23 protein-coding genes are annotated in these 25,999 nt (G+C 44.0%); 13 read left to right on the forward strand and 10 right to left on the reverse strand.

Translation table 11 applies throughout. The features are described 5' to 3' along the window. Positions 1–11 precede the first annotated feature (11 nt). From THERU_RS08060 to THERU_RS08070, 3 genes are read left to right on the forward strand one after another with little or no spacing between them, the layout of a single operon-like run. A complete protein-coding gene (locus THERU_RS08060; RefSeq protein ID WP_025306762.1) occupies positions 12–1,334 on the forward strand; it encodes a TldD/PmbA family protein in 1,323 nt (440 codons plus the stop codon). Between the two features lie 23 nt (positions 1,335–1,357). Continuing rightward, on the forward strand, positions 1,358–1,966 hold the full coding sequence (locus THERU_RS08065) for a hypothetical protein (RefSeq protein WP_169727104.1): 609 nt from the start codon (positions 1,358–1,360) through the stop codon (positions 1,964–1,966). Then, positions 1,963–3,357, forward strand: coding sequence for a hypothetical protein (locus tag THERU_RS08070; protein WP_025306764.1), 1,395 nt, complete (start codon positions 1,963–1,965; stop codon positions 3,355–3,357). Before THERU_RS08065 ends, THERU_RS08070 begins: the two co-directional genes overlap by 4 nt. Here the strand turns inward: THERU_RS08070 and THERU_RS08075 are convergent. From THERU_RS08075 to THERU_RS08090, 4 genes are read right to left on the reverse strand one after another with little or no spacing between them, the layout of a single operon-like run. Then, positions 3,350–5,089 carry an ABC transporter substrate-binding protein gene (locus tag THERU_RS08075; RefSeq protein ID WP_025306765.1) on the reverse strand — a complete coding sequence of 580 codons (1,740 nt, stop codon included), beginning with the start codon at positions 5,087–5,089 and terminating at the stop codon, positions 3,350–3,352. The two genes, THERU_RS08070 and THERU_RS08075, sit on opposite strands and share 8 nt — an antisense overlap. Further along, positions 5,086–6,219, reverse strand: a complete 1,134-nt coding sequence (dxr, locus tag THERU_RS08080; RefSeq protein ID WP_025306766.1) for a 1-deoxy-D-xylulose-5-phosphate reductoisomerase — start codon at positions 6,217–6,219, stop codon at positions 5,086–5,088. Before dxr ends, THERU_RS08075 begins: the two co-directional genes overlap by 4 nt. A gap of 46 nt (positions 6,220–6,265) precedes the next feature. Further along, on the reverse strand, positions 6,266–7,282 hold the full coding sequence (locus THERU_RS08085) for a chorismate-binding protein (RefSeq protein WP_025306767.1): 1,017 nt from the start codon (positions 7,280–7,282) through the stop codon (positions 6,266–6,268). Next, positions 7,283–7,771 (reverse strand): ADP-ribose-binding protein, encoded by a 489-nt coding sequence (locus THERU_RS08090; RefSeq protein ID WP_025306768.1) that lies wholly within the window; start codon positions 7,769–7,771, stop codon positions 7,283–7,285. It lies immediately after the preceding gene. 18 nt (positions 7,772–7,789) lie between these two features. Between THERU_RS08090 and flhA the strand changes: the two genes are divergently transcribed. From flhA to mraY, 5 genes are read left to right on the forward strand one after another with little or no spacing between them, the layout of a single operon-like run. Next, the gene (flhA, locus tag THERU_RS08095) at positions 7,790–9,826 is read left to right on the forward strand and encodes a flagellar biosynthesis protein FlhA (protein WP_025306769.1); all 2,037 of its coding nucleotides are present in this window, start codon (positions 7,790–7,792) and stop codon (positions 9,824–9,826) included. Next, entirely contained in the window at positions 9,816–10,928 is a 1,113-nt protein-coding gene (locus THERU_RS08100; RefSeq protein WP_025306770.1) for a flagellar biosynthesis protein FlhF, read from the forward strand. The genes flhA and THERU_RS08100 overlap by 11 nt, the downstream gene beginning before the upstream one ends. Beyond that, positions 10,928–11,761, forward strand: coding sequence for a MinD/ParA family protein (locus THERU_RS08105; RefSeq protein WP_025306771.1), 834 nt, complete (start codon positions 10,928–10,930; stop codon positions 11,759–11,761). Before THERU_RS08100 ends, THERU_RS08105 begins: the two co-directional genes overlap by 1 nt. A gap of 10 nt (positions 11,762–11,771) precedes the next feature. Next, complete coding sequence (locus THERU_RS08110; RefSeq protein WP_025306772.1) at positions 11,772–12,344, forward strand: RNA methyltransferase; 573 nt, start codon at positions 11,772–11,774, stop codon at positions 12,342–12,344. 1 nt (position 12,345) lies between these two features. Beyond that, the gene (mraY, locus tag THERU_RS08115) at positions 12,346–13,425 is read left to right on the forward strand and encodes a phospho-N-acetylmuramoyl-pentapeptide-transferase (RefSeq protein WP_025306773.1); all 1,080 of its coding nucleotides are present in this window, start codon (positions 12,346–12,348) and stop codon (positions 13,423–13,425) included. On the opposite strand, the gene THERU_RS08120 is transcribed toward mraY, so the two are convergent. Together THERU_RS08120 and THERU_RS08125 are read right to left on the reverse strand one after the other, a co-directional pair. Further along, on the reverse strand, positions 13,411–13,905 hold the full coding sequence (locus tag THERU_RS08120; protein ID WP_025306774.1) for a shikimate kinase: 495 nt from the start codon (positions 13,903–13,905) through the stop codon (positions 13,411–13,413). The genes mraY and THERU_RS08120 overlap by 15 nt on opposite strands. Continuing rightward, positions 13,902–14,693 carry a polyprenyl synthetase family protein gene (locus tag THERU_RS08125; protein ID WP_025306775.1) on the reverse strand — a complete coding sequence of 264 codons (792 nt, stop codon included), beginning with the start codon at positions 14,691–14,693 and terminating at the stop codon, positions 13,902–13,904. Before THERU_RS08125 ends, THERU_RS08120 begins: the two co-directional genes overlap by 4 nt. Positions 14,694–14,717: 24 nt before the next feature. On the opposite strand from THERU_RS08125, the gene smc reads away from it, so the two are divergent. Beyond that, positions 14,718–18,182, forward strand: coding sequence for a chromosome segregation protein SMC (gene smc, locus THERU_RS08130; RefSeq protein ID WP_025306776.1), 3,465 nt, complete (start codon positions 14,718–14,720; stop codon positions 18,180–18,182). Here the strand turns inward: smc and THERU_RS08135 are convergent. Beyond that, the gene (locus THERU_RS08135) at positions 18,163–20,607 is read right to left on the reverse strand and encodes an ATP-dependent Clp protease ATP-binding subunit (RefSeq protein ID WP_025306777.1); all 2,445 of its coding nucleotides are present in this window, start codon (positions 20,605–20,607) and stop codon (positions 18,163–18,165) included. The genes smc and THERU_RS08135 overlap by 20 nt on opposite strands. Before the next feature lie 119 nt (positions 20,608–20,726). After that, positions 20,727–21,251, reverse strand: coding sequence for a 4Fe-4S dicluster domain-containing protein (locus THERU_RS08140; protein ID WP_025306778.1), 525 nt, complete (start codon positions 21,249–21,251; stop codon positions 20,727–20,729). Positions 21,252–21,273: 22 nt separating this feature from the next. Here THERU_RS08140 and THERU_RS08145 point away from each other — a divergent pair, with 22 nt between their 5' ends. Genes THERU_RS08145 through rsmG form a run of 3 tightly spaced genes read left to right on the forward strand, consistent with a single transcriptional unit; the run spans position 21,274 to position 23,723 of the window. After that, the gene (locus THERU_RS08145; RefSeq protein WP_025306779.1) at positions 21,274–22,536 is read left to right on the forward strand and encodes a M48 family metalloprotease; all 1,263 of its coding nucleotides are present in this window, start codon (positions 21,274–21,276) and stop codon (positions 22,534–22,536) included. 21 nt (positions 22,537–22,557) lie between these two features. Further along, positions 22,558–23,142 (forward strand): SCO family protein, encoded by a 585-nt coding sequence (locus tag THERU_RS08150; protein ID WP_025306780.1) that lies wholly within the window; start codon positions 22,558–22,560, stop codon positions 23,140–23,142. A gap of 44 nt (positions 23,143–23,186) precedes the next feature. After that, positions 23,187–23,723, forward strand: a complete 537-nt coding sequence (gene rsmG, locus THERU_RS08155) for a 16S rRNA (guanine(527)-N(7))-methyltransferase RsmG (protein ID WP_281168738.1) — start codon at positions 23,187–23,189, stop codon at positions 23,721–23,723. Here the strand turns inward: rsmG and THERU_RS08160 are convergent. Together THERU_RS08160 and THERU_RS08165 are read right to left on the reverse strand one after the other, a co-directional pair. Beyond that, on the reverse strand, positions 23,693–24,433 hold the full coding sequence (locus THERU_RS08160) for a tRNA (adenine-N1)-methyltransferase (RefSeq protein ID WP_025306782.1): 741 nt from the start codon (positions 24,431–24,433) through the stop codon (positions 23,693–23,695). The genes rsmG and THERU_RS08160 overlap by 31 nt on opposite strands. Further along, positions 24,433–24,921: a DsrE family protein gene (locus tag THERU_RS08165; RefSeq protein ID WP_025306783.1), complete on the reverse strand. Its 489-nt coding sequence runs from the start codon at positions 24,919–24,921 to the stop codon at positions 24,433–24,435. The genes THERU_RS08160 and THERU_RS08165 overlap by 1 nt, the downstream gene beginning before the upstream one ends. Before the next feature lie 22 nt (positions 24,922–24,943). On the opposite strand from THERU_RS08165, the gene mnmA reads away from it, so the two are divergent. Beyond that, positions 24,944–25,990 (forward strand): tRNA 2-thiouridine(34) synthase MnmA, encoded by a 1,047-nt coding sequence (mnmA, locus tag THERU_RS08170; protein ID WP_025306784.1) that lies wholly within the window; start codon positions 24,944–24,946, stop codon positions 25,988–25,990. Positions 25,991–25,999 lie beyond the last annotated feature (9 nt).

Genomic DNA, 25,999 nt, shown 5'->3' on the forward strand with positions numbered 1-25,999 from the left:
AATCTTTCACGATGGAACAATTAAAGAAGTGGATAGAAGATTCCTTAAAAGGAGAGTATGAATACGAAGCATACATAGAGAGCACGGAAAAACTTTTGGTGGAGACCTCAAGGGAAAGCTTGGAAAACATTTCCAAGTCGAAGGAGGTTGGCCTGGGCATAAGAGTTCTTAAGAATTTTAAACAGGGATTTGCGTACACTACAGATCTATCCTGGACGGCGGTCTCAAACTGTGTAAAGAGGGCAGTGGAATCTTTGGAGCTAACGCCAGAGGATGACGGCTTTGTTCTAAACAAAGGCGAGTTTAAAGGGCAATTGCAAGCGGATTACGATCAGGAAGGACTTTCTCTTAGTGTTGAGGACAAAGCGGAGTTGCTTATAAACCTTGAAAGGCTCGCAAAGGACCTTGACAGAAGGATTGTGGGTACAAGAAAGACAAGCCTGAAGGAATTTAAAGTGGATGTTCGTTGCTTTAACTCTCATGGTCTTGAATACAGCTATACAACCACCTACTTTTCCTGCCTTACCTCAGCCCTTGCAGTAGAAAACGGGGAAGAGGCTATATCCTACGAATACAGGAGCGGTAGATATTTAAAGGACATAGACCTTGAAGAGATGGCGAGAGATGTTGCCTTCAAGGCTACTGCCCAGTTGGGGGCGGTTTCTTACGAAACAAAGGTCATTCCTGTTGTCTTCTTCAGAGAAAGTGCGGTATCCCTTTTGGAGGCCTTCAGTCCGATGTTCCTGGGAGATGCCCTCGTGAAAAACAAAACCTTGCTAAAAGGCAAAGAAGGTCAAGCAATAGCAAGCCCCTTGCTAACGGTGATAGATGACGGAACCTTAAAGGGGGGTGTGGGTACTCTGGAGTTGGACGCGGAAGGCATTCCATCTAAGAAAAACATAGTAATTGAAAAGGGAATTTTTAAAGGTTTCTTGCACAGTGTATACACTGCGGTCAAATGCAATGCAAAACCAACGGGTAATTCGGTAAGACACGGCTATAAAAGCTTGCCCACCTCCGGCATAAGGAACCTGTACATAGAGAGGGGAACCCATACTTTGGAAGACCTGTTGAGGGCTTACGATGAGGTCTTTTTGATTTTAGATTTAATGGGTCTGCACACCGTAGACCCTATTTCCGGAGACTTTTCCCTAGGTGCTTCTGGTATAATTTACAAGAGTGGCAAGAAGGAGAAAGCAGTGAAAGGAGTAGTAATAGGAGGGAACATTCAGGAACTTCTGAAAAATTTGGTGGGAATAGGAGAAGACCTTAGGATGTATGGACATGTGGGTTCTCCATCCTTGCTTGTAGAAGCTATAACTGTTGGGGGATAAAAGTGAAAAGATTTCTGTCTCTTATGTTCATGATATTGGGTTTATTATTGTTTGGATGGGGAATTTATACATCCTTTGAAATATACGCCACAAAAAAGCAGGAAAAAATAAATGCAAATTTTGCCGGCTTCATACTTTCACTACGTGAAAACAAAGAGTTGAAAAATATAGAATATCCAGACCAAGGATTTTTTATATTTAAAACTGCTGAAGGAAAGGTGTTCACATACGGTCAAGTATTTCAGAATCCTACGGATATCAATATGTATTCGTCCTATCATAAAATATCGCCAACCAAGGCAGAGGTATATATATACACTAGAAAATACAACCTTGGAGAATACATAGAAGAACTGCTCAGAAACCCAACTTCCTTTGGCATAGCTTTGGCCGGATTAATACTATTTGCAATAGGTATTGTTTATATGCTAATCCCACAAGCCAAGCAGAAAAGCACTGAAGTAAAAATAGTTGAAAAGATAGTTGAAAAGACCTACCCACAAGGCTTAGAAAGGAAGCTAAAGGCGCTTAGGCTGGCTATTGCTACACATGAGATAATACCAAAAGAAAGTATTGAAGAAGCAAAGAGAATACTCGATGATATACTTAAAGAAATGGAGGGGAGAAAATGAAAGTCCTGATAGTCTCCTTTGACAGAAGCTTAGTAAAACAACTAAAGAATGTCCTTAGTGAATACGAAGTTATGGACGTTAAAAATGGGGAAGAGGCTCTCAATCTGGCAATTCCCTATTTTGATGTGATCATTTATGACGCAATATCTGGAGCTCTATCCGAAGAAGATATAAACAACATGTATCAACAGAAATTCAAGGATGCAAAGTTTGTGGTGCTTGTAGATGACCTATTCCCTATAAATGCTCAAAATCTAAAACCACAAAGAAAGATACTTATACCAAGGGAGAGTACACCTGATCAAATTCTATCTGCTATTACCGCGTCTGTTCAAGAAACAGAGGAATACCAATTGCCTACTTTAGAGCTTGAAATAGAAACTTACAAACAAACCGTGGAAGAGTTGGAAAAGGTGATAGAGATAGCTCCTTCGGAACAGGAAAGTATAGAAGCACTATTCTTTGAAAAAGGGCTTAAACCTACAGAGGTACAGCCAGAGTCTAAGGAGGAGGTTTCCCAGTACATCCCCGAAAGCGTTCATCCAAAGAAAAAAGTTGCAGTTGTGTCCTTTGATAGTACCCTGGTGGATAGTATTACTTCCTTACTATCTGAAAATTTTGAACCGGTTGTGATAAGGTCCTTTAGAAACTTGGAAAGCCTTTTAAAAGATGTAGATGGAGTTATATTTGATGCAATTTCTGGACTTGCAGCAAAGAAAAGATTAATGGAATTGGCTAAAGACCATGATATAGCTCAAAAGCCCTTTTTAGTGTTGATAGACGAACTGTTTAACATAAACATAGATGATGTTCCGCTTAAAAATAAGCACGCAATTTCAAGAGAAAAAAGTCCAAATGAAATAGTAGAAAAATTTAAAGAAATCTTCGTTCCTTTGAAGGAAGAAGAAACAACACTTATGCAAATGCTTGGAGAACTACTTAAAAAGCAAGAAGCTGTGCAGGAAAAAGAAAAGGGTACTGAAACTGAGGAATTTCCCGAGATCACTAAAGAACTTGAAATGCCTAAGTTAGAGGAAAGCCCATTGCCTGTAAAAGAGTTCGTCTTGGAAGAACAAAAGGAAGAACCCATCCCAGTCCCACAAATACATATAGAGGAGGCTGTGCCCACCGTAAGCGCTTCGGAGCGGAAAACAGAAAGATTGGAAGATATACTGAAAGGCGTGTCCTTAGAGGATATTAAGAAGGTGGTAGAGGAAACCATTAAAGAGGAAATCAAAAAAGCCTTTCAAGGTTTTAATCCGAGCGACCTTGTTAGGGAACTCCTTAGGGAGGAACTCAAAAAGAGTATTGAATCAATACCGTTGGAAGGCATAATTAGGGAGATAACCTACGAGGTTCTTCGGGAAAGACTCAGAGAGCTTATCACTTGAAAAACATGTACTCCTCTTCGTATTGACCCCAAACGGTGGGAAAGTAATTTTCAAGCTTATCTCTGGCTCCCACCATGCTTTTTGGAGTAGCCAAGAATATGAGGGGTTGCTCTCTGGCTATTATTCTGTAAGCTTGTCTGTATAGCTCAATTCTTTCTCCTCTGTTTAGCACGGAGGAAGCCCTGTCAAAGAGTTCATCCACTTCTTTCTCCCAAGCTGTGGCTGGCGTTTTTTGCCTTGGGTTCCACATATGCAGAGTACCCGAAGAGTGCCACACGTTCCTGCCAAAGTGTGGGTCCAAGGAACCAGTGAGACCTATTATTACAGCCTCCCACTGGTATGGAGGTGTTGTAAGCCTGCGCACCAAGGCATTAAAGTCTATCGGGTTGAAGATTACTTTTATACCCAACTTCTCCAGGTCTTCCTTTATCATGTTTCCTATGGCTTGTCTTTCTTTGTTTTCCGCGTTGGTGAGAAGTATGATCTCCAAGGTGTTTCCCTCTGGGTCCTCAAGCCAGCCATCCTTATTTCTGTCTGAGAAGCCAAGCTCCTCTAAAAGCTTTCTGGCGGTTTTTAGGTCATAAGGGATTTCTGGAAACAGTCCCTCGTAATAGTAAGGTCTGTTGGCGGGTGTGATTGGTCCATAAAGGGGCTGTGCCAAGCCATTATAGACGAGCAGACTTATTCCGGCGCGGTCTATTGCCATAGAGATTGCCCTTCTGAATTGGGAATTTTGGAACCAACGTAGCTTATACTTGGGAATGTCCGCCTGCGGGTTTTGGTTAAAAACAAGGAAAGTGGTGGATGGAGTGGGTCCCAGATCAAAAAGGCTGACCCCCTTCAAGCGAACTACAGTCATAAGGTCTGTGGGTCTGATGCCATGATAGTCTGCTTTGCCAGTGGAGAACATGAGCAGGGCTGTGTCTGGGTCTTGGACTATGTAAGCGACCCTTCTTTTTATGTATGGTAGTTTTTTGCCCTCTTCGTCCTTTCTATAATAATAGGGGTTTGCCTCGTATTCCACCAACTGTCCTTTTATGTATCTTTTTAACCTGTAGGGTCCCGTGCCTACGATTTCCTCTGGGTTTGTGCTCACATTCCAAGCCTGCATAAAGGTCCCTTCTTTGACGAATTTTTCCAGCTTATGCTTGGGTAGGATGGGACTTGCCAAGATGCCAAGAAAGGGTGCAAAGGGCTTTGGAAGGTTAAACTCAAGGGTGTATGGGTCTATTGCCCTTACAAAGTTCTCCACATCCTTTTCTTCTTTGAGAATTCCTCTAAGCATGTCTGCAGTAGAGTTAGGAATGTTTTTGTTAAGATAGACATCCCTGTATGTAAAGACCACATCCTCCGCAGTAAAGGGCTTCCCATCGCTCCACCTAACATCTTTCCTTAGCTTTACCACATACCTTTTTCCATCCTCAAGGGCTAAGATGCTTTCTGCCAGATCAGGTTCATACTCCATAGTTTTTAGGTTCAGCCTTGTTAGTCCACTGAAAAGGTCCGAGAGCACTGCGGTAGAACTGGTCTCTTGGGCAAGGGCTGGGTTCAAGGTCTTTGGGTCTCCCAAAAGTATGTAATAAAGAGTTCCCCCTTCTTTGCCTACCTTTACTTCAAACTTGGATGGGTCCACGCTTTTCATGCTGACCGAGTAAGCCTTCGGAGAAGATAAAAGATGAAAGGGCAAAAAGGCAAAGAAAACAAAGAGAATAGCGTAAAAGACTTCCCTCATAGCACCTTGCCTAACACTTCATCCACCTTTTTGTAGCCCCACTCTACCGCTTGAATGATCTCCTCTATGGTTTCTGGGTCTCTTATGTTTACAGAAGAGAGCACCTCCTCCACCAGTGGGACTATTTTATCAAAGCTTATGCGTTCCTCCAAAAAGAGCTCCACTGCCCTCTCGTCCGCACCCAAAAGCACGGGCACATAAACACCTCCTATTCTTGCGACCCATTCACACAGAGACAAAGCCCTGAACTTTTGCCTATCCACCCTTTCAAAAACTATTGGGGAAAGCTCAAAAAGGCTGATATCCCTGAAGTGATATTCTCGCCTTTCGGGATAAAAGATGGCGTTCATTATAGGAATTTTCATGTCGGGTGGAGAAACCTGAAAGAGAAAACTGCCATCTTTTAACTTTATTGCCCCGTGCACCAGACTCTGGGGATGGATCACCACCTCTATAAGGTCTGGGTCCAAACCAAAAAGTGCCTTAGCCTCCAAAAGTTCTATGCCTTTGTTCATCAAAGTGGCAGAATCTACTGTGATCTTCTGTCCCATCTGCCAAGTGGGATGGTTTAGGGCTTGGGCGGGTTTTACCTTTGAAAGCTCCTCAATGGGCGTGTCCTTAAAGGGACCACCGGAGGCGGTAAGATATACCTTCTTTATTTCTTTCCTATCTGTCATTGAAAGCAATTGAAAAAGGGCGTTGTGTTCGCTATCCACGGGCACCACATTTTCTGACTTTTCTCTGATAAGCTCTTCCAAACATACCACAGATTCCTTGTTGCTGGCAAGTAATATCTTGTTTTTTGAGAGCACAAAAAAAGTAGGCAAGAGTCCATCTATGCCGGAGATGGCGTTTAAAACCCTTTCAGATTCCTCCACAACAGCCAACAAACCCTCTTCACCTTTTAAATACACACACTCCTTTGGGAGACTTTCAAGCCAATCCTTTTCGGGCTCCTGATAGGACACCACATACTTAGGCTTAAACTCCCTTGCCTGATTTAGCAGTTTATCAGATGCCCTCCTTGCTACCAAACCCACCAGTTCAATATCCTGCCTGTATGCCCTAACCACATCCAGGGCTTGCGTTCCCACCGAGCCAGTAGAACCCAATATGCTCAGTTTTATCATTGGGATATTAATTATACGAGCTTACGAAATTCCTTCAACTTCGCATTTACATGGACCAAAAGGCCTTTGCTTTGCTTAGGGTTTCCTCCCACTCCTTCTCTTCATCCGAGTCATACACAATACCCGAGCCCGCGTAATAAGAAAGATCTTGCCCAATGCCGAAGGCTGTTCTAATAAGGACGCACAGGGTAAAGTCTTCATTCCAAACAAAGCCTGCGCACCCGCAGTAATAGTCCCTTGGATGGGGCTCTAAATCGTCTATTAGTTCCACCGCCTTTTTCTTTGGTGCACCCGTCACGGAGGCAGGGGGGAACGTGTTGAGTAAAATCTCCTCAAGGTCTTTGTCCGTTTGTGCCACCACGGTGGAGTGCATTTGGCACAGAGTTGCATATTTTTCCACCTTAAAGAGCTCCTCTACCTTTACACTGCCCACCTTTGCCACCCTTGAAAGATCGTTTCTCATCATATCAAGGATCATCAAATTCTCTGCCTTGTCCTTTTGGCTGTTTTGTAAAACCTCTTCACTCTCGGCGGTTCCCTTTATGGGCTTGCTCTTTATTAAACCTCCCTTTTTCTCCAAAAAGAGCTCCATTGAACCGCTTAGGATGTAAAAGTCCCTCAGGTCAAGAGAAAAGGCGTAGGGGGTAGGTTGTCTTTCAAAGAATTTCAAGAAAAGGTCTAGTGGAGAGCCTTCAAGTTTAAAGTCCATCCTCGTTGAAAGGTTAAGCTGATAGACAGTGCCCTTTTCAATCTCCTCTTTTATCCTTCTGATCCTCTCTATGTACACCTCTTTGTTCAAGGAAAAGCCCTGCAAGCTCAGTTTAAAAGGCTTGGGTCCTATTTCAACCTCAACGGGTTCTCCCACTTCCACAAGCACAATTGGAGGAAAAGAGGATGCCTTTACCTTTACACCAAGGGTCTCCTCTGAGAGCTTATAAGAGATGACTACAAAACCCTTTCTTTCCCTTAACTCCAAAAGGGAGTTGAAGAATTTCACTTCCTTAATGGGAAATTTATAAAGTTTGTTAGACTTTCCTAAAAATCCGCCCGATGTTAGGAGCATTCAAAGATTTTTCTGCCAAGCTTGAACCATCTCCGGGTCTATATCTACCAGAATGACCTTTTTTAGGCTCTTGGGTTTGAAGTTTTTTATTTCCTCAAGCATTGCCTTTGCGGAGAGTTCCTTGGGAAGTCCGCCCACACCCGTGCCCATTCCGGGCATCGCCAAGGTCTCAAAGCCCAAACTGTCCGCCAACTCCAAGCTTGCCCTCACCGCCTTCCTCACCTTTTCCTCCGAGCTTTCCATGGCGGGCTTTTCCATGGTGGGCGCGTGGATTACGCCCTTGAATTTTAGCTTGCCTGCGGTGGTAAGCACTGCAGAGCCAACTGGTATAGGTGCCTTTTGCACCGCCTCCTTTTCTATCTCCTCTCCTCCAAACCGCTTTATCACACCCGCCACACCACCACCCATAAGTCCCAAGGAGTTGGCAGGATTGACGATCACATCCGCATCCACCTCAAGGATGCTACCCTTGATTACTTCTATTTGCATGAGATTTAAAATTTTAGCATGAACATTACCCAGGGATGGGTGCTTTTGGCTTTTGTGGTGATATTGGGTGCCATAATTTTGCCCATTCCTGCCCTACTTCTTGATGTGCTTTTGGCATTAAGTATAACTTTTTCTTTGACGGTTTTAACGCTTACCGCCTTTATAAAGGAGCCTTTGGAACTTTCAGCCTTTCCTTCCATACTGCTTTTGGGAACACTCCTTAGGCTATCTTTAAACATTGCCGCAGCAAGAAGGATTCTGCTTTACGGTCACGAGGGTACCTCTGCCGCGGGGCACATAATAGAAGGTTTTGGTAAGTTTGTTGTGGGTGGGGATGTGGTGGTGGGTTTGGTGGTGTTTTTGATCTTCATAGTCATAAACTTTGTGGTTATTACAAGGGGTGCGGAGAGGATCTCAGAGGTGGCAGCGAGATTTACCTTGGACGCCATGCCCGGAAAGCAGATGAGCATAGACGCGGACCTAAACGCCGGCCTGATCTCCGAGGAAGAAGCCCGTAGGAGAAGGGCACAGTTAGAGCAGGAGGCATCCTTTTACGGTGCCATGGACGGTGCCAGCAAGTTCATAAGAGGAGACGCCATCGCAGCATTGATAATACTCTTTTTGAGCTTGGTAGGTGGTCTTATAGTAGGCATAGTCCTTAAAGGCATGCCTTTTTCTGAGGCTATCTCTACCTATACCTTGCTAACGGTGGGCGAAGGTCTTGCAAGCCAAATACCCGCTTTGATGCTTTCCACTTCTGCAGGTATAGTGGTAACAAAGTCCTCCTCCAAGGATCCGCTGGGAAATGTTCTGCTTCAGGAGTTTTCCAAAGAGCCCAGGGTGTTCCTCTTCTCTTCCGCTCTGTTGGTGTTTATAGGACTCATTCCGGGATTTCCTAAGGTTCCCTTCTTCTTCATGGCTGGGCTTTTAGGAGGACTTTACTATCTGCTGAAAAGGAGCCTTCAGGAAAGGGAGCTAAAAGAGTTGGAAAAGCTTTTGGTGGAACAGAAAAAGCCAACTGAAAAGACCGAGGAGGAGATCATCACACAACCGGAGACCCTTGCCTTTGAGATAGGCTATGGGCTTGTGCCCTTGGTGGATGAGTCTCAGGGCGGAGACCTTCCGGAGAGGATAAAATCCATGAGAAAGCAGATAGCCCGAGAGTTTGGTGTGGTGGTTCCTTTGGTGCATATAAGGGACAACCTAACCCTCAGACCCTATCAATACAGAATACTCATAAGGGGGCTTGAAGTCAGTAGCTACGAGGTAATGCCAAACAGATACTTGGCAATAGACTTGGGGAATGTGAAAGGGAGCATTGAGGGTGTGGAAACCCACGAGCCTGCCTTCAACTTAAAAGCCTACTGGATCACAGAGGACATGAGAGAAAAGGCTCAAAGGCTGGGCTATATGGTGGTGGATGTAAGCACCGCCATAATTACGCATCTTTCTGAAGTAATAAAGAGAAACCTTCATGAGATCCTCGGTAGGGGTGAGGTTATAGACCTGGTGGAGAACCTCACCAGGAAGCATCCAAAAGCTATGCAGGGGCTCGTGCCGGACGTTATACCCATCTCTATCCTACACAGAACATTGCAGAACCTTTTAAGCGAGGGCATCCCAATAAACGACCTTCTAACTATAGTGGAAACCTTGGCAGACTATGTGGAACAGACAAAGGACCCAGACCTGCTTACTGAATATGTCAGGCAGAGGCTTGCAAAGAGGATCACAAGGCTATATTTAACGGACAATGTCCTTTACGCACTGATACTCTCTCCCAGATTGGAGGCAAAGCTCAGTGCATACTTGCAAGAGGGAAAGGAGGAGGAATTCCTTGACCTGCTTATAAACAAAATATATCCCAAGCTAAACTCAGAAATTTCAAAGTTTGTCCAATACCAAGCCAAACCAGTGTTGATAACCGTCACGAACCTGAGAAGGCACATCAAAAAAGTCCTGTCCGCATACCTCCCTCAACTTGCGGTTTTATCTTATAATGAACTTGACAGACAGGTAAACTTAAAAGTTCTGGGTGTCGTAGATGAAGATTAAAAAATTGGTGGTGAACTCCCTTCAGGAGGCAGTGGAGGAGGTGAGAAATCTCTACGGACCAGATGCTACCATACTATCCACAAGGATCATAAAGAAAAGGCTTATACCCTTTCTGCCCTTTATCTCCCGTTCTCAATTAGAAGTTACCATAGGCATCCCGGACACAGAAGATTTTTCTAACCATCTCAAAAGCCAAGAGAGTGTCTATGAAGAGATCAACAAACTAAAAGAAAGCCTAAGGGAAGTGGTTGAATTAGTCAAAAAGCAAAAGGTAGAGCCTCCAGAGGAAACAAAACCTATAGAAAGCGAATACTCTCTAAGGGCGCTAAATCTTATGAACAAACTTATAAACAAAGGTGTTGCAAGGGATGTGGCAAAGGCAATCATTGACGCAGGGTGTGGGTATGACTACGAGCTAAAGCGTTTGGACCTAAAGGGAGAAACATACGAATCCTTAAAGATGGGTCTTGAAAGCACCCTGAATTTGGTTAGGGATTTTGAAAGTTCCCTACAGGATTTTAAGATCATAGCCCTGGTGGGTCCAACAGGTGTGGGAAAAACTACCACAGTGGCAAAGCTCGCCTATTACATAAAGGAGCTTGGAAAAAAGGTGGGTGTTATAACCATAGACAGCTACAGGGTGGGTGCAGTTCAACAGTTAAAAACATTTATTAGCATTATGGAATTGCCCTTCAGAACCGCAGACACTCCCCAAAGATTAAGAGAATGCATAGGAGAGCTTTCCTCCATGGATGTTGTACTTGTGGATACCGGTGGAAGGAGCCATTACGATGACATAAAGGTAAAGGAACTGGTACCCTTCTTTAACAAACTGCCCACCTTGGAAATATACTTTACAGTAAGCGCCAACATGGACGAAAGGGTTATGGCGGAAGCGCTGGAAAGGTTTAGTGTATTGCCCATAAAAGGGTTAATATTCACAAAGATGGACGAAACACTCTACCATGGCTATGTTCTGAACCTTGCTTACCGCACCAAACTGCCCATACTCTGCTGGACAACTGGACAGCGTGTTCCTAAGGATCTGGTAATGGCAAACTATGAATACCTTACTAAGCTTTTTCTGAAGGTGGAAGAGTAATGGAACTGCAAACCATGCCTCTGAAGGTTTTGGAAGGGAAGGAGAAACCTACAGGCTATATATCCGTTGCCAGCGGAAAGGGTGGCGTAGGAAAGACAATAATTACCATAAACATAGGAAGGATCCTTTACTCTAACGGCAAAAAGGTTCTACTTATAGATGGAGACCTTGGGCTGAGCAACATACATCTAATGCTTGGTATAACTCCACCCAAAAACCTCTATCACTTCTTTACAGGAAGTGCTTCCCTTGAAGAAGTAGTTATTCCCGTAGAGGAGGGTTTTGACTTCATCTCAAGTGGCAGTGGTATAAGGGAGTTGGTAAATATGCCCTTTGGCAAGCTAAAGACCTTAATTCAAAGGCTTCAGGACTTTGCAGAAGGGCGCTACGATTGGGTCATCTTTGATACGCCACCTGGCATACACTCAGACACCATAGCCATAGTTTCCTCCTCCCAAATACCCATACTGATCACAACGCCAGAGCCCACCGCTATAGCTGATGCCTACGGTCTTATAAAGGTGATAAACTCAGAAGAGGGTATGAAGGAGTTTTTCTTGATTGTCAATAAAGTATCCTCAGAGGAGGAAGGTAAAAAGGTATATGAAAGCATAAGGCTTGTGTGTCAAAAATTCACCACCGCAGAACCAAAGTACGCAGGTAGTATAAAGTACCATCCAAAGCTGATAAGGAACATAATAGGACAAAATCCTTTCAACGACGAGCTTATAAAAGAACTAACCAGAATATTAAACAGGCTTTCCTTGGTGCAAGCAAAGCCAAAGGTGAGCTTTTGGGAAAGACTTTTGGCAAAGTTAAAAAGAAGCATTTAAAATAAATTAAATGCTCAATCACAATGTGTTCATTGCACTTCTACATTTTCCTGCTATGGATAGAGAGGGGAGAGCAATAATAACCTCCTTTACCACCATGGACCTGCACGATATAGCAAGACCAGCCAGAGCCTATGAAATAAACACCTTTTACATAGTCCAGCCAGTAGATGCCCAAAGGGCTGTGATAAAAAAACAGATAGAGTATTGGTCTTCTGAAGAGGGTCTAAAGACCAACCCAACGAGGGCAGAAACGGTTAAGCTTGTTCAGCTCGCTTACAACTTGGAGGAAGTTATAGAGGATATACAAAACAGGAGAGGAAGAAAGCCAAAGCTTGTGGGTACGGACGCAAGAACCTATCCAAACACTGTAAGCTATGAGTTTTTAAAAAGGGAGATAGAAAAAAGACAGGAGGACTTTTTAATCCTCTTTGGTACAGGTTATGGCATTCCCCCAGACCTTATGAACACCTTTGACTACATACTGGAGCCTATTTACGGTGCAGGAGATTGGAACCACCTTTCGGTGAGAAACGCCTGCGCCATAATACTGGATAGACTTTTTAGTAAAAACAGGTGCTGACATGCTATATCATCTCTCCTTCTATCTAAAGGATTTCTTTTTTGGCTTTAACGTTTTCAAATACATAACTTTTAGGTCCTTCTTGGCTATACTGCTTGCCTTCTTTCTAACCCTACTGCTAACGCCCATTTTCCTAAAGAAGCTGAAAGCCCTTCAAAGACTTTTTAAGGGCTATGTGCGGGAATACGCACCGGAGGGACACACCGTCAAAAAACTGGTTCCCAATATGGGTGGATTGGTGATACTTATATCCGTCCTTCTGTCCTCCCTCCTTCTCATGAGGCTGGACCTTGCTTACTTTTGGGTGATCTCCTTTTGTATTCTCGGTTTTGGGCTCATAGGTCTTTGGGACGACTATACCAAGCTAAAGAACAAAAAGGGTATATCCGCAAAGGCTAAGTTCTCCGCCCAGGTTCTTGTGGCATCCCTTACAGCCCTCGCCCTCTATAAATTTACAGAGGTTGGTACAAAGCTTTACTTTCCTCTTTTTAAAAACCTTCAGATAGACCTGGGGCTTTTTTATATACCCTTTGCGGTTTTGGTGATTGTAGCCACATCTAACGCGGTAAATCTCACCGATGGGCTTGATGGGCTTGCAGTTGGACCTGTTATGACCACCGCCGCATCCTTGGGTATAATAGCCTACGCAGTAGGACACGCAAACATTGCCAAGTATTTAAACATTCCCTATGTGCCCTATGCGGGAGACCTTACAGTTCTGTGTTTTGCCATAGTGGGTGCTGGACTTGGCTTTTTGTGGTTCAACGCTTATCCAGCCCAGCTATTCATGGGGGATGTGGGTGCCTTAGCCCTTGGTGCAGGACTTGGGGTAATAGCCCTCGTAGCAAAGGCAGAACTCATTCTGCCCATAGCGGGAGGGATCTTTGTTTTTGAAACCCTGAGCGTGATCCTCCAGGTGGCATACTTCAAACTTACAAAGGGCAAAAGACTCTTCAAAATGGCACCCTTCCACCACCATTTGGAGCTTTCGGGCATTCCAGAACCCAAAATCGTAGTTAGGCTCTGGATAGTCTCCATTCTGCTCAGCGTCTTGGCGGTGGCAACCCTAAAGCTGAGATAAGAGCCCTTCTACTAAAGCATCGGGCGGTTTGTCCGCTTTCAGTCTAATATGTGCTAGCCTATAAACCTTTTCCCTCTCCTCCATTAAGACCCTTAGATAATCCAACCCTCTCTTCAAAAGAGGTCTACCCTCTTGGTGGGCACACCTTTGCAAAAAGGTTTCAAAATCCAAATCCAGCCATACCACCAAGCCTGCAGACTTCATTTTTTCCATAGCAGTAGGGTTCGCTCCAAGCCCTCCACCCGTGCTAACCACAACCCTTTCCTTTTCCAAAAACTCCTCTAACACATTTCTTTCAAGGTTTCTGAAGTACTCCTCTCCTTTACTTTTAAATATCTCTTCTATGCTTTTACCCTCCCTCTCCTCTATAACTTGGTCTATGTCCCAAAAGGTATAGCCAAGCTTGTCCGCCAATAGCTTTCCCACTGTGCTTTTTCCACTGCACATAAAACCTACCAAAAAAATGCGGGTGGGTTTCATAGGAAACTCTTTAAAATGGCTTGCATCTGTGCAGTAAGCAAGCCCAAGGCTTCAAGGTGAGATGCCACCTCTTGCCCTTTTGCTTCTATCAGGTCCTTTAATCCTTCACCAAACTTTTGATAAAAGCCGTCTTTATCTTTGTAGTCATCGCACATCTGAAAGAGAAGCCCAAAGTTCATGCCTACCCTTTCCAAATCATTGACAAGATCATCCCTCTTTGCGATCAAACCTCCCAACATAAAACAGGCGGAAAAAAGCTCTGCGGTCTTTTTAAGGCTTATATGTTCAAGTTCTCCCAATTTTCTAACATCCATCACCTGCCCACCCACCATACCCTTGGCACCCGCCTTTTCGCTAAGAAGCTTTATCATCAAAAGAAGCCTGCCTGCCTCTAAGGTTCTAAAGTTATTTTTATCAGAGAGCACCTCAAAGGCTAAGGTTAGCAGGGCATCACCCGCAAGAAGCGCCAAATCCTCTCCAAAGACCACATGGCATGTGGGCTTTCCTCTTCTGTATTGGTCGTTGTCCAAAGGGGGCATGTCATCGTGTATCAGGGAGTAGTTATGAATGAACTCCACCGAACAACCCACGGTTATAGCATCCTCAAGGTCTCCACCAAGGGCCACAGCCACTGCACACACGATCAATGGTCTTAATCTTTTGCCTCCCTGAAGGGGATAATATGCCATAGCGGACTGTAAAATTGGTGGTTCGATACCTTCAAGAAATTCCTGTAGCTTTCTCTCTATCCTCTCCTTCCAGTCTATAAGAATATTTTCACCTTCCAAGACTTTATAATTATACTCACTAAGGTGAAGGGTTACATAGAAAAATTAGTCATTGAGGGGTTTAAGTCCTACGGAAAGCAGAGGATAGAAATTCCCTTAGGGGAGGGCTTTATTGCGGTAGTAGGTCCCAACGGTGCGGGTAAATCCAACATAGGAGACGCCATATCCTTTGCCTTGGGAATAGCCACCTCCAAAGCCCTCAGGGCAAAAAACCTTTCCTATCTTATCTTCAGCAAGGATGGAGAAAGGGCAGATTATGCCTACGTGGAGGTGCATTTTAAAAATTTTGGTGCCTTTCCTGTACCAGAGGAGGATGTGATAGTCTCCCGCAAAGTTTACAGAGACGGTAGGAGTGTTTTTAGGATCAACGGGAAGGTGGTCAAAGAAAAAGAACTTTCTGAATTTCTGTCAAAGGCGGGCATATATGAAAACGGTTACAATGTGGTCCTTCAGGGGGACATCATAAGGTTTCTGAAGATGACGCCTATAGAAAGAAGAAAGCTCATCGAAGAGGTGGCGGGCATAGGGGAATATGAAGAGAGAAAGCAAAAGGCACTGGTTCAGCTTGGGGAGGTGGAGCTGAAACACAGAGAGCTAAGGCTTCTTATAGATGAAATGGAAGTGCAGATGGAAAAGCTCGCCAAAGAGGTGGAAAGGATAAAGCTATACAGAGAACTCTCCCAAAGAAAAAGGGACATAGAAGTAAAGCTGTTTTCAAAGGAGCTTTTAAAGGTCCTTGAGGAGAAAACTTCCGTAGAACAAAGGCTTATGGGTTTGGAGGAGGAAATAAGGCAACTAAAGGCACAAGCCCAAAAACTCCAAGAGGAAGCCTCCGCTATAGAGAACGAACTTTCCTCCCTGAGGACTGCCATACTTCCCTTCAAAGAAAAAACGGGAAGGTTGAGCGAAAGGTTAGACCTTATCCAAAAGGAAACGGAGGATAAATACAAAGAGATTGAAAAAATGCAGGAGGAGGTAGAGAACGCAAGAAAGAGGATAGCACACTTGGAAAGAGACCTGGAAGTTTTATCCCAAGAGGAAGAAGAACTCAAGGAGGTTATCCGTCAAAAGGAGGAAGAGGTTCAAAAACTTCAGGAAGAGTTTGACGCAATAAACCAGGAACTAAAGGAGAAGGAAAGGGAAATGCAGAGCGCCTTTGAGGAGATGCATCAAACGGAAGAAAAGATGCGTGCCCTTTCAAAGACCATTGAAGAAAAGAAAAAAGAAGCATCTACCTTGGGGTTAAAAATAAAAGAGTTAGAGTTAAAGGAAGAGAGGGTAAGGGAAGAGCTGAAAAATTTGGAAGAGGAGTTAGAAAGGGTTAAAGGCAGTCTTGGGGAAGATGTTCTGAGTAAAGAGAACTATCAAAAAATGCTAAGAGAAGAGGAGTTTGCCCAAAAAAGGCTGAAGGCTAAGCTGGAAGAAGTGGAAGACCAACTGAGAAAGCTTAGGGCAGAGAGAGAGGATGTTTTGCAGGAGCTGGCAGTCCTTAGAGAAAAGCTTAGGTCTGCAGAGCAGGACTATCTTCCCTTTGAAGACATAGAGGGTGTTTACGGAAGGGTAGCGGACTTAATAAAGGTTAAAGACTATGAATACCTGAAAGCTGTAGAAGCAGCTGGTGGGCAAAGGCTCTCCTTTGTGGTGGTAGAAGATGAAGAGGTTGCAAAAAAATGCATCCAAAGATTAAAAGAAATCAGGGGCGGTAGAATGAGCTTTATACCACTTAACAGAATAAAGGACCAACCCTTGCCACCCTTTCCAAGAACCCGTGGTGCGGTGGTTATTGACTATGCGGTAAATCTGGTGGAATACGACAAAAAGTTTGAAAAGGCAATAAGGTTTGTTTTTGGAGATACGTTGGTGGTGGAGAACTTTGACAGTGCAAAGGCTTTGGGCATAGGAAACTACCGGATGGTTAGCCTGGATGGAGAACTCTTTGAAAAGACGGGTGTAATAAGCGGAGGGCACTGGGAATCAAGGGCAAGCTTAGGTAAAAGTTTTTACGAGGAAAAGATCAAGCAGTTGGAGGAGGTTTTGGAGAGGTTAAAGGAGAGTATTTCAGAAAAGGAAGCCTTAGTCAAAAGCTTGAGGGATGAACTGGTAGAAAAGGAGGGAGTGGTAAAGATCCTTGAAAGAAGGCTAAAGGAGTTGGAACAAAAACACAAAGAAGGTTTTGAAAGGATAAAGAGCCTGGAACAGAGACTGCAACAGGGTAAGGAGTATTTAAAGACCTTGGCGGAGGAAAAAGAAAAGGCCCAAAAAAGAAAAAGGGAATTAGAAGAGGAGCTCTCTTACCAAGAGGAAAAGTTGGAAAACCTAAGGTTCAGATACTCTTCCCTTTTGAAAATAGCCAAAGAATCTGGCTTGGAAGCCCTAAGAGAAAAGGCAGAGAAACACAGAAAACTCCTGGAAAGAAAAAAAGAAGAGCTATTCTCCCTGAAGCTGAAAGAACAAGAAATTGCCCAACAAAGGCAAAACCTTCTCCAAGAGATAAACCAGAGGAAAGCAAGGGTTGAAGACCTAACACAAAACATAGAAAATGCCCAAAAGAGGATAGCAGAGCTAAGTCAAGAGAAGGAAAGGATAGAAGAGGAACTGAAGGATATAAACCTTCAGGCTTATGAGCTTTACAAAAGGGTAGATCAACTGGAAAAACAACTCAGGGAAATAACCTCCCTCCTTGGGCAAAAAAGGATGTCCATAGACCTAAAGACCGAGGAAAGGATAGAGATAGAAAGGGAACTTTCTAAGCTAACAGACAAGCAAGCTCAACTCCTTGAGAAATTAAAAGAACTTGGCCAAGAAGAACCGCTAAGTTTGGTGCCGGAGAGCTACACTAAGCTAAAGGATGAGCTTTCAAAGGTGGAAAGGGAAATTAGCCTTTTGGGCAACATAAACTTCAAGGCGGAGGAGGACTACCAAGAGCTCAAAAACAGGCATGCAGAGTATGTGGAAAGGGACAAGAAGCTCTTAGAGGAGAGAAAGGCAATAAAAGAGCTCCTGGAGGAAATTGAAAGTAAAAAGCTAAAGGCTTTCCTCAAGGCTTACGAGCAGATAAACAAGAGCTTTTCCAAGATCTTTGCCAGATTGTCTCCCGGAGGGAAGGCATTTATGCAGTTGGAAAAGGAATATAATCCCTTTGAAGGGGGCATAAACTTGGTGGTAAAACCAAGGGGTAAAGAGGTGCAGTATTTGGAAGCAATCTCAGGTGGTGAAAAGACCTTGGGTGCCCTGTCTTTGATATTTGCACTGCAGGATTATAAGCCCTCCATCTTTTACTACTTTGATGAAGTGGATGCCCACTTGGACGAGGCAAATGCAAGAATGGTGGGAGAACTCATAAAGGAAAGGTCCCAGACTGCCCAGTTTATAGTGGTTACGCTAAGGGAAGTTCTGGCAAGCTTTGCGGACAAGTTAATAGGAGTGAGCGGTAGAGGGGGAATTTCAAAGGTATTCCCCCTCAAAAACCTCACTCACTCTCCTGACTAAAAACCGCTTCCAACTTTTCCTTCTTCTTGATGGGCTTTATGTAAGGCTTGTCGTCCTTTACCCTTATTTCCACCACATCCACATCCTGAAGGCTACCTTTTAGGAGTTCCTCCGCAAGCAAGTCCTCCACATGCTTTTGAAGGGCTCTCTTTATACTCCTTGCACCGTATTCTGGCTTGTATTCTTTATCAATGAGCCACTCAGAAAAGCTCTTGTGCAACTTTACCCTGATGTTCCAATCCGCCAAGTTCTTGTTCATTTCCTCAATTTGAAGGTCCAAAATCTTCATGATATCATCCTTCTCAAGTGCTCTATAGACTATGATCTCGTCCAAGCGATTGAGGAACTCAGGGCTGAATGACCTTTTGACCTGCTCCATAACGTTCCTCTTCATCTGTTCAAAGTCTATGACACCGAACTTTTGCTCAAAGCCCATCTTTCCACCGTGAACTATGAGCCTTGCACCCAGGTTGGAGGTCATTATTATGATGGTGTTGGAAAAATCTACCGTCCTTCCCATTGCATCAGTAAGCCTTCCGTCGTCAAAAATTTGAAGGAAGATGTTGAAGACATCAGGGTGCGCCTTTTCTATCTCGTCAAAGAGTAGCACCGAGTAGGGTCTTCTGCGCACCTTTTCAGTTAGCTGACCACCCTCTTCGTAGCCCACATATCCGGGTGGTGCACCCACAAGCCTTGAGACAGTGTGCTTTTCCATATATTCGGACATATCAAACCTTATGAGGGCATCCTCAGTGCCAAAGAGGTATTCTGCCAAAGCCTTGGCGGTTTCTGTTTTTCCAACACCCGTAGGACCCAAGAACAGGAAAACTCCGATGGGTCTGTGTCTTCCTTTCAGCCCAACCCTTGACCTTCTGATAGCCCTTGCTATTGCTTTTATGGCTTCATCTTGTCCTATTACCCGCTTCTTCAACTCTTCCTCTATGTGTAAAAGCTTTTGGGTATCGCTTTCATGAACCCTTTTAACGGGAATACCTGTCCATCTGGCAACCACTTCCGCTACATCCTCCTCTGTGACCTTTGGTCTGTGTTTTAGCATTTCCTGCTTCCACTTCATCTTTAGGTTTTCAAACTTTGCCCTTAGTTTCAGCTCTTCATCCCTTAGCCTGGCTGCCTTCTCGTAATCCTGTTCTGCAACCGCCTCCTCTTTTTTGGCTTCTATTTCCTTTATCTTTTCCTCCAGCTCCTTCAGCTCCGGTGGGAGTTGGTAGGCTCTTAGCTTTACCAAAGATCCAGCCTCATCCAAAACATCTATTGCCTTGTCCGGCAAGTGCCTATCTGTAATATACCTTTCTGAAAGTTGAACAGCTTTCTCTATTGCGGCAGGTGTGTATTCCACATTATGAAACTCTTCAAACTTGGGCTTTAGCCCATAAAGTATCCTTATGGTGTCCTCTTGAGAAGGTTCTTCTACAAAGACAGGTTGAAACCTTCTTTCCAGAGCACCATCCTTTTCTATGTACTTTCTGTATTCATCCAACGTAGTAGCACCTATAACTTGGATCTCTCCGCGCGCTAAGGCGGGCTTTAGCATGTTGGACGCATCTATGGATCCTTCCGCAGAACCTGCACCCACTATGGTGTGGATTTCATCTATGAAGAGAATAACGTTGGGAGCCTTTTCCAGTTCCTTTAGAATGTTTTTGAGGCGCTCTTCAAACTGTCCTCTGTACTTTGTACCAGCTACCAAAGCAGCCAAGTCTAAGGCTACTATCCTCTTGTTCAGAAGGGGTTCTGGCACCTCCCTGTTGGCTATTCTTTGGGCTAAGCCCTCCACTATGGCTGTCTTTCCAACGCCCGGATCGCCCAAAAGCACAGGGTTATTCTTGCGCCTCCTGACAAGGATCTGGATAACCCTTTCTATTTCCTTTTCCCTTCCTATTACAGGGTCCAACTTTCCTTCCCTTGCCATCTGTGTGAGGTCCCTCGAGAACCTATCCAAGTTGGGAGTGGGTGCATATTTGGCGGTCTCCTGAGGAGGAAGCTCTCCAAGAAACTGAAGGACCTCCCTTCTGACAGAGTACTCATCAAGACCAAAGCCTCTTAGAATCCTGCCACCAAGACCCGTCTTTTCCCTAACAACTCCTATAAGCAGGTGCTCCGGTCCTACAAACTGATGGTGAAGTATACGCGCCTCTTCTACCGCGAACTCTAAAACCCTCTTGGCATCCGGAGCGAACAAGATCTCACCCGAGTGTGTACCCCTGGTAATCTGACCCAAGATGGCTCTGCGTACCTTTTCTGCAGTAAGACCAAACTTAGAAAGAATTAAGGTGGGAAGGTCCTCCTCCTTTATAAGGGCTAAGAGTATATGCTCACTGCCTAGGTATGTATGACCTAATTCAAGGGCTTCTTCCCTTGCCTGAAGTATAACTTGTCTTGCCTTTTCTGTAAACTTCTCAAACATCTCTTACACCTCTCTTTTATTAAAGATATCTCAAAGCTGTAAAGATTGCAATGGATAGTTAGCCTACAGTTCAAGCCTAGGCTGAAAGGATGTCCCAACGAGATATTCGTAGAAAAACTTCATGGAGAAAAGTCATAAAGAAAGAGTTTCTTAAAGGATTGGTCAGTGGTTCTGTTGGCTATGTGTCTTTCCTTTGGGACTTCATCTACCTCCACAAAGTAAAGACAGTTGGTAACACACTTGGAAACGCAGGAGGGAAGTAGGCTCTTTTCTAACCTCTTATAACAGTAATCACACTTTTCCACCTTCATGGTGTTCGGATTAAAGGCTATGGCACCATAGGGACAGGCTATAATGCATGCCTTACATCCTATGCACCTAATTTCATCCACGTAAACTATACCGTCTTGCCTCTTTCTCATGGCAGAAGTTGGGCAGGCAAAAACACAGGGTGCGGGATCACAGTGAAAGCAGTTCATGGGCAGAAAAAAGCCCGAGGGTTGATCTCCCACACCCTCTACTCGCAAAACTCTCATAGGCCTTATCCCAAAAACCTCCAGTTCCTTTTCCTGAACACAGGCAACCTCGCAAGAAAGACACCCAATACATCTATCCACATCTATAAGCATTACAGGTTTTCCCATGGTAGGTAATATATTATTAGCTATGGGAAAGATAGAGCAAACCCTTAAGCGTTTACTCTTAATAACCTTTATCTTCCTACTAGGGTGTGCTACCGCAACAAATCCAAGATTTACTCTCCTTCCAGAAAGCAAGGAAATTGAAATAGGTAAAAGTTATGTACCAACAGCCATAGAGGAGTTCGATGGCATATATCCTGAAAGGGAGGTCCAAAACTACATAACTCAATTGGGCAACAGGATAGCGAGGGTTACCTACAGAAACCTACCCTACAGATTTTACCTTGTTAATTCAGAACAGATAAACGCCTTTGCCCTTCCCGGAGGGCCGGTGTTCATAACGAGGGGACTACTTTTAAAGCTTGAAAACGAAAGTCAATTGGTGGGAGTTTTAGCCCACGAGCTTGGACACATAAACGCAAGACACCATGCAAGGTTCTTAGAAAAGATGACCGCACTCAACATACTTCTAAACATAGGGGCAATAGTTGTGGCAGATAAACCTTACGGACAAGCCCTAATACAGTTCGGTCAAATTGGCGGGCAACTTCTGGCACTAAAGTTCAGTAGGGACCAAGAAAGAGAAGCAGACAGGTTGGGCATTGAATTCACCGTCAAAAGTGGCTACGACCCAAGGGGTCTGATAGAGGTCTTTGAGATGTTTAAAAGTCTTGAAAAGACAAGGCCTCATGAGTGGCTATCTACACACCCGTTGCCCGAAACAAGGATTGCAGAAAACACACAGTTTATAAACAGGCTTTCCCTCTCTGGACCTTTAATAAAGGACAGCGAAGACTTCCAAAGGGTTAGGGCACACGGTTTAAAAACACAGCCTTCTTTTGAGGAGTTTTACAGAGGGAAAAAACTCTACAGAGAGGGCAAAAGAGCCTTGGCAAAGGAGCATTTTACCAGGGCTATAAACCTTTGGGATAAGAACTACATGGCTATGGTCTATTTAACCTTTATAAACTTGGATGAAGGAAATATAGGCACCGCTTATAACCTTGCAACAAGAGCCCATCAGCTGGCTCCTGATGTCTTTTCTACCAACTACGCCCTCGGAGTTGTGCATTTTAGAAGGGGGGAGCATAGAGAATCCATAAACTTCCTTGAAACAGCCCGCCAACTGATTCCAAACTACCCGGACGTGTATTACTACTTGGGAAGAAATTGGGAAGCCTTAGGGAACAGGCAGAAGGCTATAGAAAACTATAAAGTAGCCATTGAATTATCCGGCGGAAAAAGACCGTGGGAAAGGGACGCAAGGGAACGCTTGCAAAGACTTTAAGACAAAATATAATTTAATCTTATGAGAATTTTAACTTACCTTATAACGTTAGTCTTCCTCTTGGTCGCCTGCAAAAAGGAGCACACCTTTTACGGACATCTTTACGATGCGCCCGCCTACGATTTTGAGCTTACCTCTCAAGATGGTAAAAGGGTAAAACTATCGGACTATCTAAGGGAGAAAAAAATAGTGCTACTGTTTTTTGGCTATACCTTCTGTCCGGATGTATGCCCTACAGCACTTACCACTATGGCGGAGGTGATGAAAAATCTGAATGAGAAAGAAAGAGAAAGGGTGCAAGTTCTGTTTATAAGCGTGGACCCAGAGAGGGACACTCTTCAACAGTTGAAAAGCTATGTGCCCTTTTTCTATCCCACCTTTGTGGGTCTGACGGGAAGTCCCAAAGAGATAGAAAAAACCGCAAGGGAGTATAAGGCTTACTACAGAAAGGTAGAGGGAGAATCAAAGGGAGGCTACCTAATAGACCACACCGCCACCATATACCTTATAACTCCTGATGGTAAAATAAAACTCCTATACACACCCGCAAAGCAAGAACCCAAGAAAATGGCGGAGGATATACAATACCTACTCAAGAGTTTTTAAAAGAAATTTTTGAAAGAAACGGTTTTGAACTTTCCAAAGAACAGATTGAAAAGCTTTCAGTTTACCTAAAAGAACTGAGAAGATGGAACAGAGTGCATAATCTCACTGCCATAGAAGACACAAGGGAAATAGCCATAAGGCACTTTTTGGATTCCCTTACCCTTAGCCTTTGCTTTAAAGAAAAGAACGTGGATGTGGAAAAAAACACCTTCTGTGATGTAGGCAGTGGTGCTGGCTTTCCGGGCGCTGTGCTGAGCATATATTACGGTCCTGTTTTGAACATTACCCTTATAGAATCCGTTTCAAAGAAATGTGCCTTCCTTGAGTTCATAAAGGCTGAACTTGACCTGAGCTACGAGGTTATCTGCAAGAGGGCAGAGCATATCAACCTTGAGTTTGATTACGCAGTCTGCAGGGCGTTGGGAAAACTAAAAGATATAGAGCCAATCCTTTTGAAACTATCAAAAAAGGGTGCCTTTGTGATGAAAGGAAAAGAGTTGCCAGCAGGCTATCAATTTTGCAAAATAGACCTAAAGGACATAAAAGACAGCTACATTATCTTCATTCCAAAAACCAAATAGCCCGTATGGGCTACCATTATATCCTCCGGTCTTAATCTTTCATAAACGGGTTTGTATTTTCTGAGTAGAATCTCCATAACCTCCACACCAGCAAAGAGCCCATCCATTTCTTGCAAAAGGCGAGAAACTTGGTTTGTAGTGGGAAGTAAAAAACCGCACATGGCACTATTTTTCAGAACACTGTGGACTTTTTTCAAATACAGCCAAGGTTCCCTTACATCTACAAAGCAAGCGTCAAATTCTCTTCCCGAAAGGTCCGCATCCATAAAGTCCTGGTTTATAGCCTCCACATTTTTACAAAGTCCAAAGGTATCCCAATTTTTTAGGGCATTTTTGTAAAACTCCGGAGATACCTCATAGGCAACCACCCTGCCAGCAAGTTCCGAAAGCACTGCGGTTAGGGCACCACTACCTATACCAAACTCCAAAACCGTTGAGCTTTTGTTAATCCCAAGCTTAAAGGCTATGTAAAAAGCATCCTTCGGATATATGATCTGTGTCTTCCTCTTAAATCCATAGAGTATTATGGCTTCCAAGTTGGGCTTTAGAAGATAAAAACCATTCACCAGCGTACCGAACTCTTTTCCTACGACGTCTTCAAACTTTAAAGCGCGTTTCTTGTAGTTGAGATTAAAGTCTTTGGTTATCCTCCTTAAAAACCTCTTATCCTCTACCTGTATGAGGACAAAGTCTCCCTCTTGTATAGGCATTACCTTCTTATTTCAAAGACCATAGGTATTATAAGAGAATAACCCATCATCTGCCAGTGGGCGACCTCCACTATGGCAGATGGCACCGTTTCCACAAAAGGATGCAGGTCCTTTTCTGTGGCGCCATAAAGCTGAGTAAGTGCCATCCTACAGACTTTGAACTTTACGCCGTAGTGGGTAAGTCCCTCTATCCTCTCCACTATATCTTGGTATTTATCCCTGTTTTCTTTTAGAAAAACAGGAAGTTCTCTACCGTGGGAAACGACTACTATATCAATGTCCTCAAGGGAAAAGTTATAGGGAGGGTTCGTTAGTACGAAGATTACGTTGGAGATCCATCCAATGGCAGGTCTCATCTTCTCGGGATGGTCCAGGTAAATCTCAAAAACTACCTTGAATGGCTTTTTATACTCTGTTTGAACGAAAACCGCTTCTTTGCCAAAGGAGAGGAGGAATCCTAAAAGCAAAACTATTACCAACCTAGCCATTGGGTTAAATTTAATCCAAGCTATGAGAATAGCGGTAGGTATGAGCGGTGGTGTAGATAGTAGCGTGTGTGCCCTACTTTTAAAGGAGCAGGGGCACGAAGTTATTGGCATTACTCTACGTTTTCATCAAGAGGTGTGCGACGAGCTTAGGGTATGCTGTTCTCCAAAGGATGTGCAAGATGCGGCAAGGGTATCCCAAAGGCTTGGCATTCCACACCTTACCTTAGACTGGGAAAAACTGTTTGAGGAGAAGGTTATAAACATTTTCGTGAATGACCACCTGAAAGGCAACACACCCAATCCCTGCGCCATCTGCAACAGGGATGTAAAAACAGGATTTTTGGCAAGATATCTCCGAAAAGTAGCCCTCATAGACAAGCTGGCTACTGGTCATTACGCAAGGATTGTAGATTACAAAGGGAGAAAGCTAATAGCAAGGGGGAAGGACACAAAGAGGGACCAATCTTACTTTTTGGCTTTGATAAAAGAAGAAGATATAGAACTTTTAGAATTTCCACTAGGCGAGCTTACAAAAGAGGAGGTAAGGGAAATAGCCAAAAGGCATGGACTAGAGGTTGCCCAAAAGCCAGACTCTCAGGATGTTTGCTTTTTGATGGGAAAGGATGTGGGAAGCTTTCTGAGGGAAAGGTTAGGAAGCCAAGAAGGCTACTTTGTCTATAAAGGGCAGATAGTAGGAAAGCACAAGGGCTTTTATGCGTACACTGTAGGACAAAGAAAGGGTCTGGGCGTTGCCTTAGGAAAGCCCGTTTATGTGGTGGGCGTGGAACCTTCAAAGAACATAGTCTACTTGGGCGATGAGGAAGAGCTATACAGAGATTGGCTGATTTTAAGGGAAGTAAACTTTCACCTTCCACCGTCCCTTTGGGATGAGCCAAAGGCACAGGTCAGATACAGGAACACTCCAGTAAGGGTAAAGGGTATAAAACCCTTAGAGGATGGCAGGTATAAGGTATTCTTTGAAGAGAAGGTAAGAGGCATAACACCCGGTCAGGTTTGTGCCTTCTATGAAAATGATGTTCTACTTGCAGGCGGGATAATAGAGGAGTAAATTTAACAA

The organism is Thermocrinis ruber (assembly GCF_000512735.1).
Classification (GTDB): Bacteria; Aquificota; Aquificia; order Aquificales; family Aquificaceae; genus Thermocrinis; species Thermocrinis ruber.

Coding starts and splice junctions, on each gene's coding strand:
- THERU_RS08140 (WP_025306778.1), bottom strand. CDS start 21,251: ATGGGAAAACCTGTAATGCTTATAGATGTGGATAGATGTATTGGGTGT.
- THERU_RS08100 (WP_025306770.1), top strand. CDS start 9,816: ATGAAGATTAAAAAATTGGTGGTGAACTCCCTTCAGGAGGCAGTGGAG.
- mnmA (WP_025306784.1), top strand. CDS start 24,944: ATGAGAATAGCGGTAGGTATGAGCGGTGGTGTAGATAGTAGCGTGTGT.
- THERU_RS08160 (WP_025306782.1), bottom strand. CDS start 24,433: ATGCCTATACAAGAGGGAGACTTTGTCCTCATACAGGTAGAGGATAAG.
- THERU_RS08135 (WP_025306777.1), bottom strand. CDS start 20,607: ATGTTTGAGAAGTTTACAGAAAAGGCAAGACAAGTTATACTTCAGGCA.
- THERU_RS08075 (WP_025306765.1), bottom strand. CDS start 5,089: ATGAGGGAAGTCTTTTACGCTATTCTCTTTGTTTTCTTTGCCTTTTTG.
- THERU_RS08165 (WP_025306783.1), bottom strand. CDS start 24,921: ATGGCTAGGTTGGTAATAGTTTTGCTTTTAGGATTCCTCCTCTCCTTT.
- THERU_RS08090 (WP_025306768.1), bottom strand. CDS start 7,771: ATGCAAATAGAAGTAATCAAGGGTAGCATCCTTGAGGTGGATGCGGAT.
- THERU_RS08105 (WP_025306771.1), top strand. CDS start 10,928: ATGGAACTGCAAACCATGCCTCTGAAGGTTTTGGAAGGGAAGGAGAAA.
- THERU_RS08070 (WP_025306764.1), top strand. CDS start 1,963: ATGAAAGTCCTGATAGTCTCCTTTGACAGAAGCTTAGTAAAACAACTA.
- THERU_RS08110 (WP_025306772.1), top strand. CDS start 11,772: ATGCTCAATCACAATGTGTTCATTGCACTTCTACATTTTCCTGCTATG.
- THERU_RS08145 (WP_025306779.1), top strand. CDS start 21,274: ATGGGAAAGATAGAGCAAACCCTTAAGCGTTTACTCTTAATAACCTTT.
- flhA (WP_025306769.1), top strand. CDS start 7,790: ATGAACATTACCCAGGGATGGGTGCTTTTGGCTTTTGTGGTGATATTG.
- THERU_RS08085 (WP_025306767.1), bottom strand. CDS start 7,282: ATGCTCCTAACATCGGGCGGATTTTTAGGAAAGTCTAACAAACTTTAT.
- mraY (WP_025306773.1), top strand. CDS start 12,346: ATGCTATATCATCTCTCCTTCTATCTAAAGGATTTCTTTTTTGGCTTT.
- THERU_RS08120 (WP_025306774.1), bottom strand. CDS start 13,905: ATGAAACCCACCCGCATTTTTTTGGTAGGTTTTATGTGCAGTGGAAAA.
- THERU_RS08150 (WP_025306780.1), top strand. CDS start 22,558: ATGAGAATTTTAACTTACCTTATAACGTTAGTCTTCCTCTTGGTCGCC.
- dxr (WP_025306766.1), bottom strand. CDS start 6,219: ATGATAAAACTGAGCATATTGGGTTCTACTGGCTCGGTGGGAACGCAA.
- THERU_RS08065 (WP_169727104.1), top strand. CDS start 1,358: ATGTTCATGATATTGGGTTTATTATTGTTTGGATGGGGAATTTATACA.
- THERU_RS08060 (WP_025306762.1), top strand. CDS start 12: ATGGAACAATTAAAGAAGTGGATAGAAGATTCCTTAAAAGGAGAGTAT.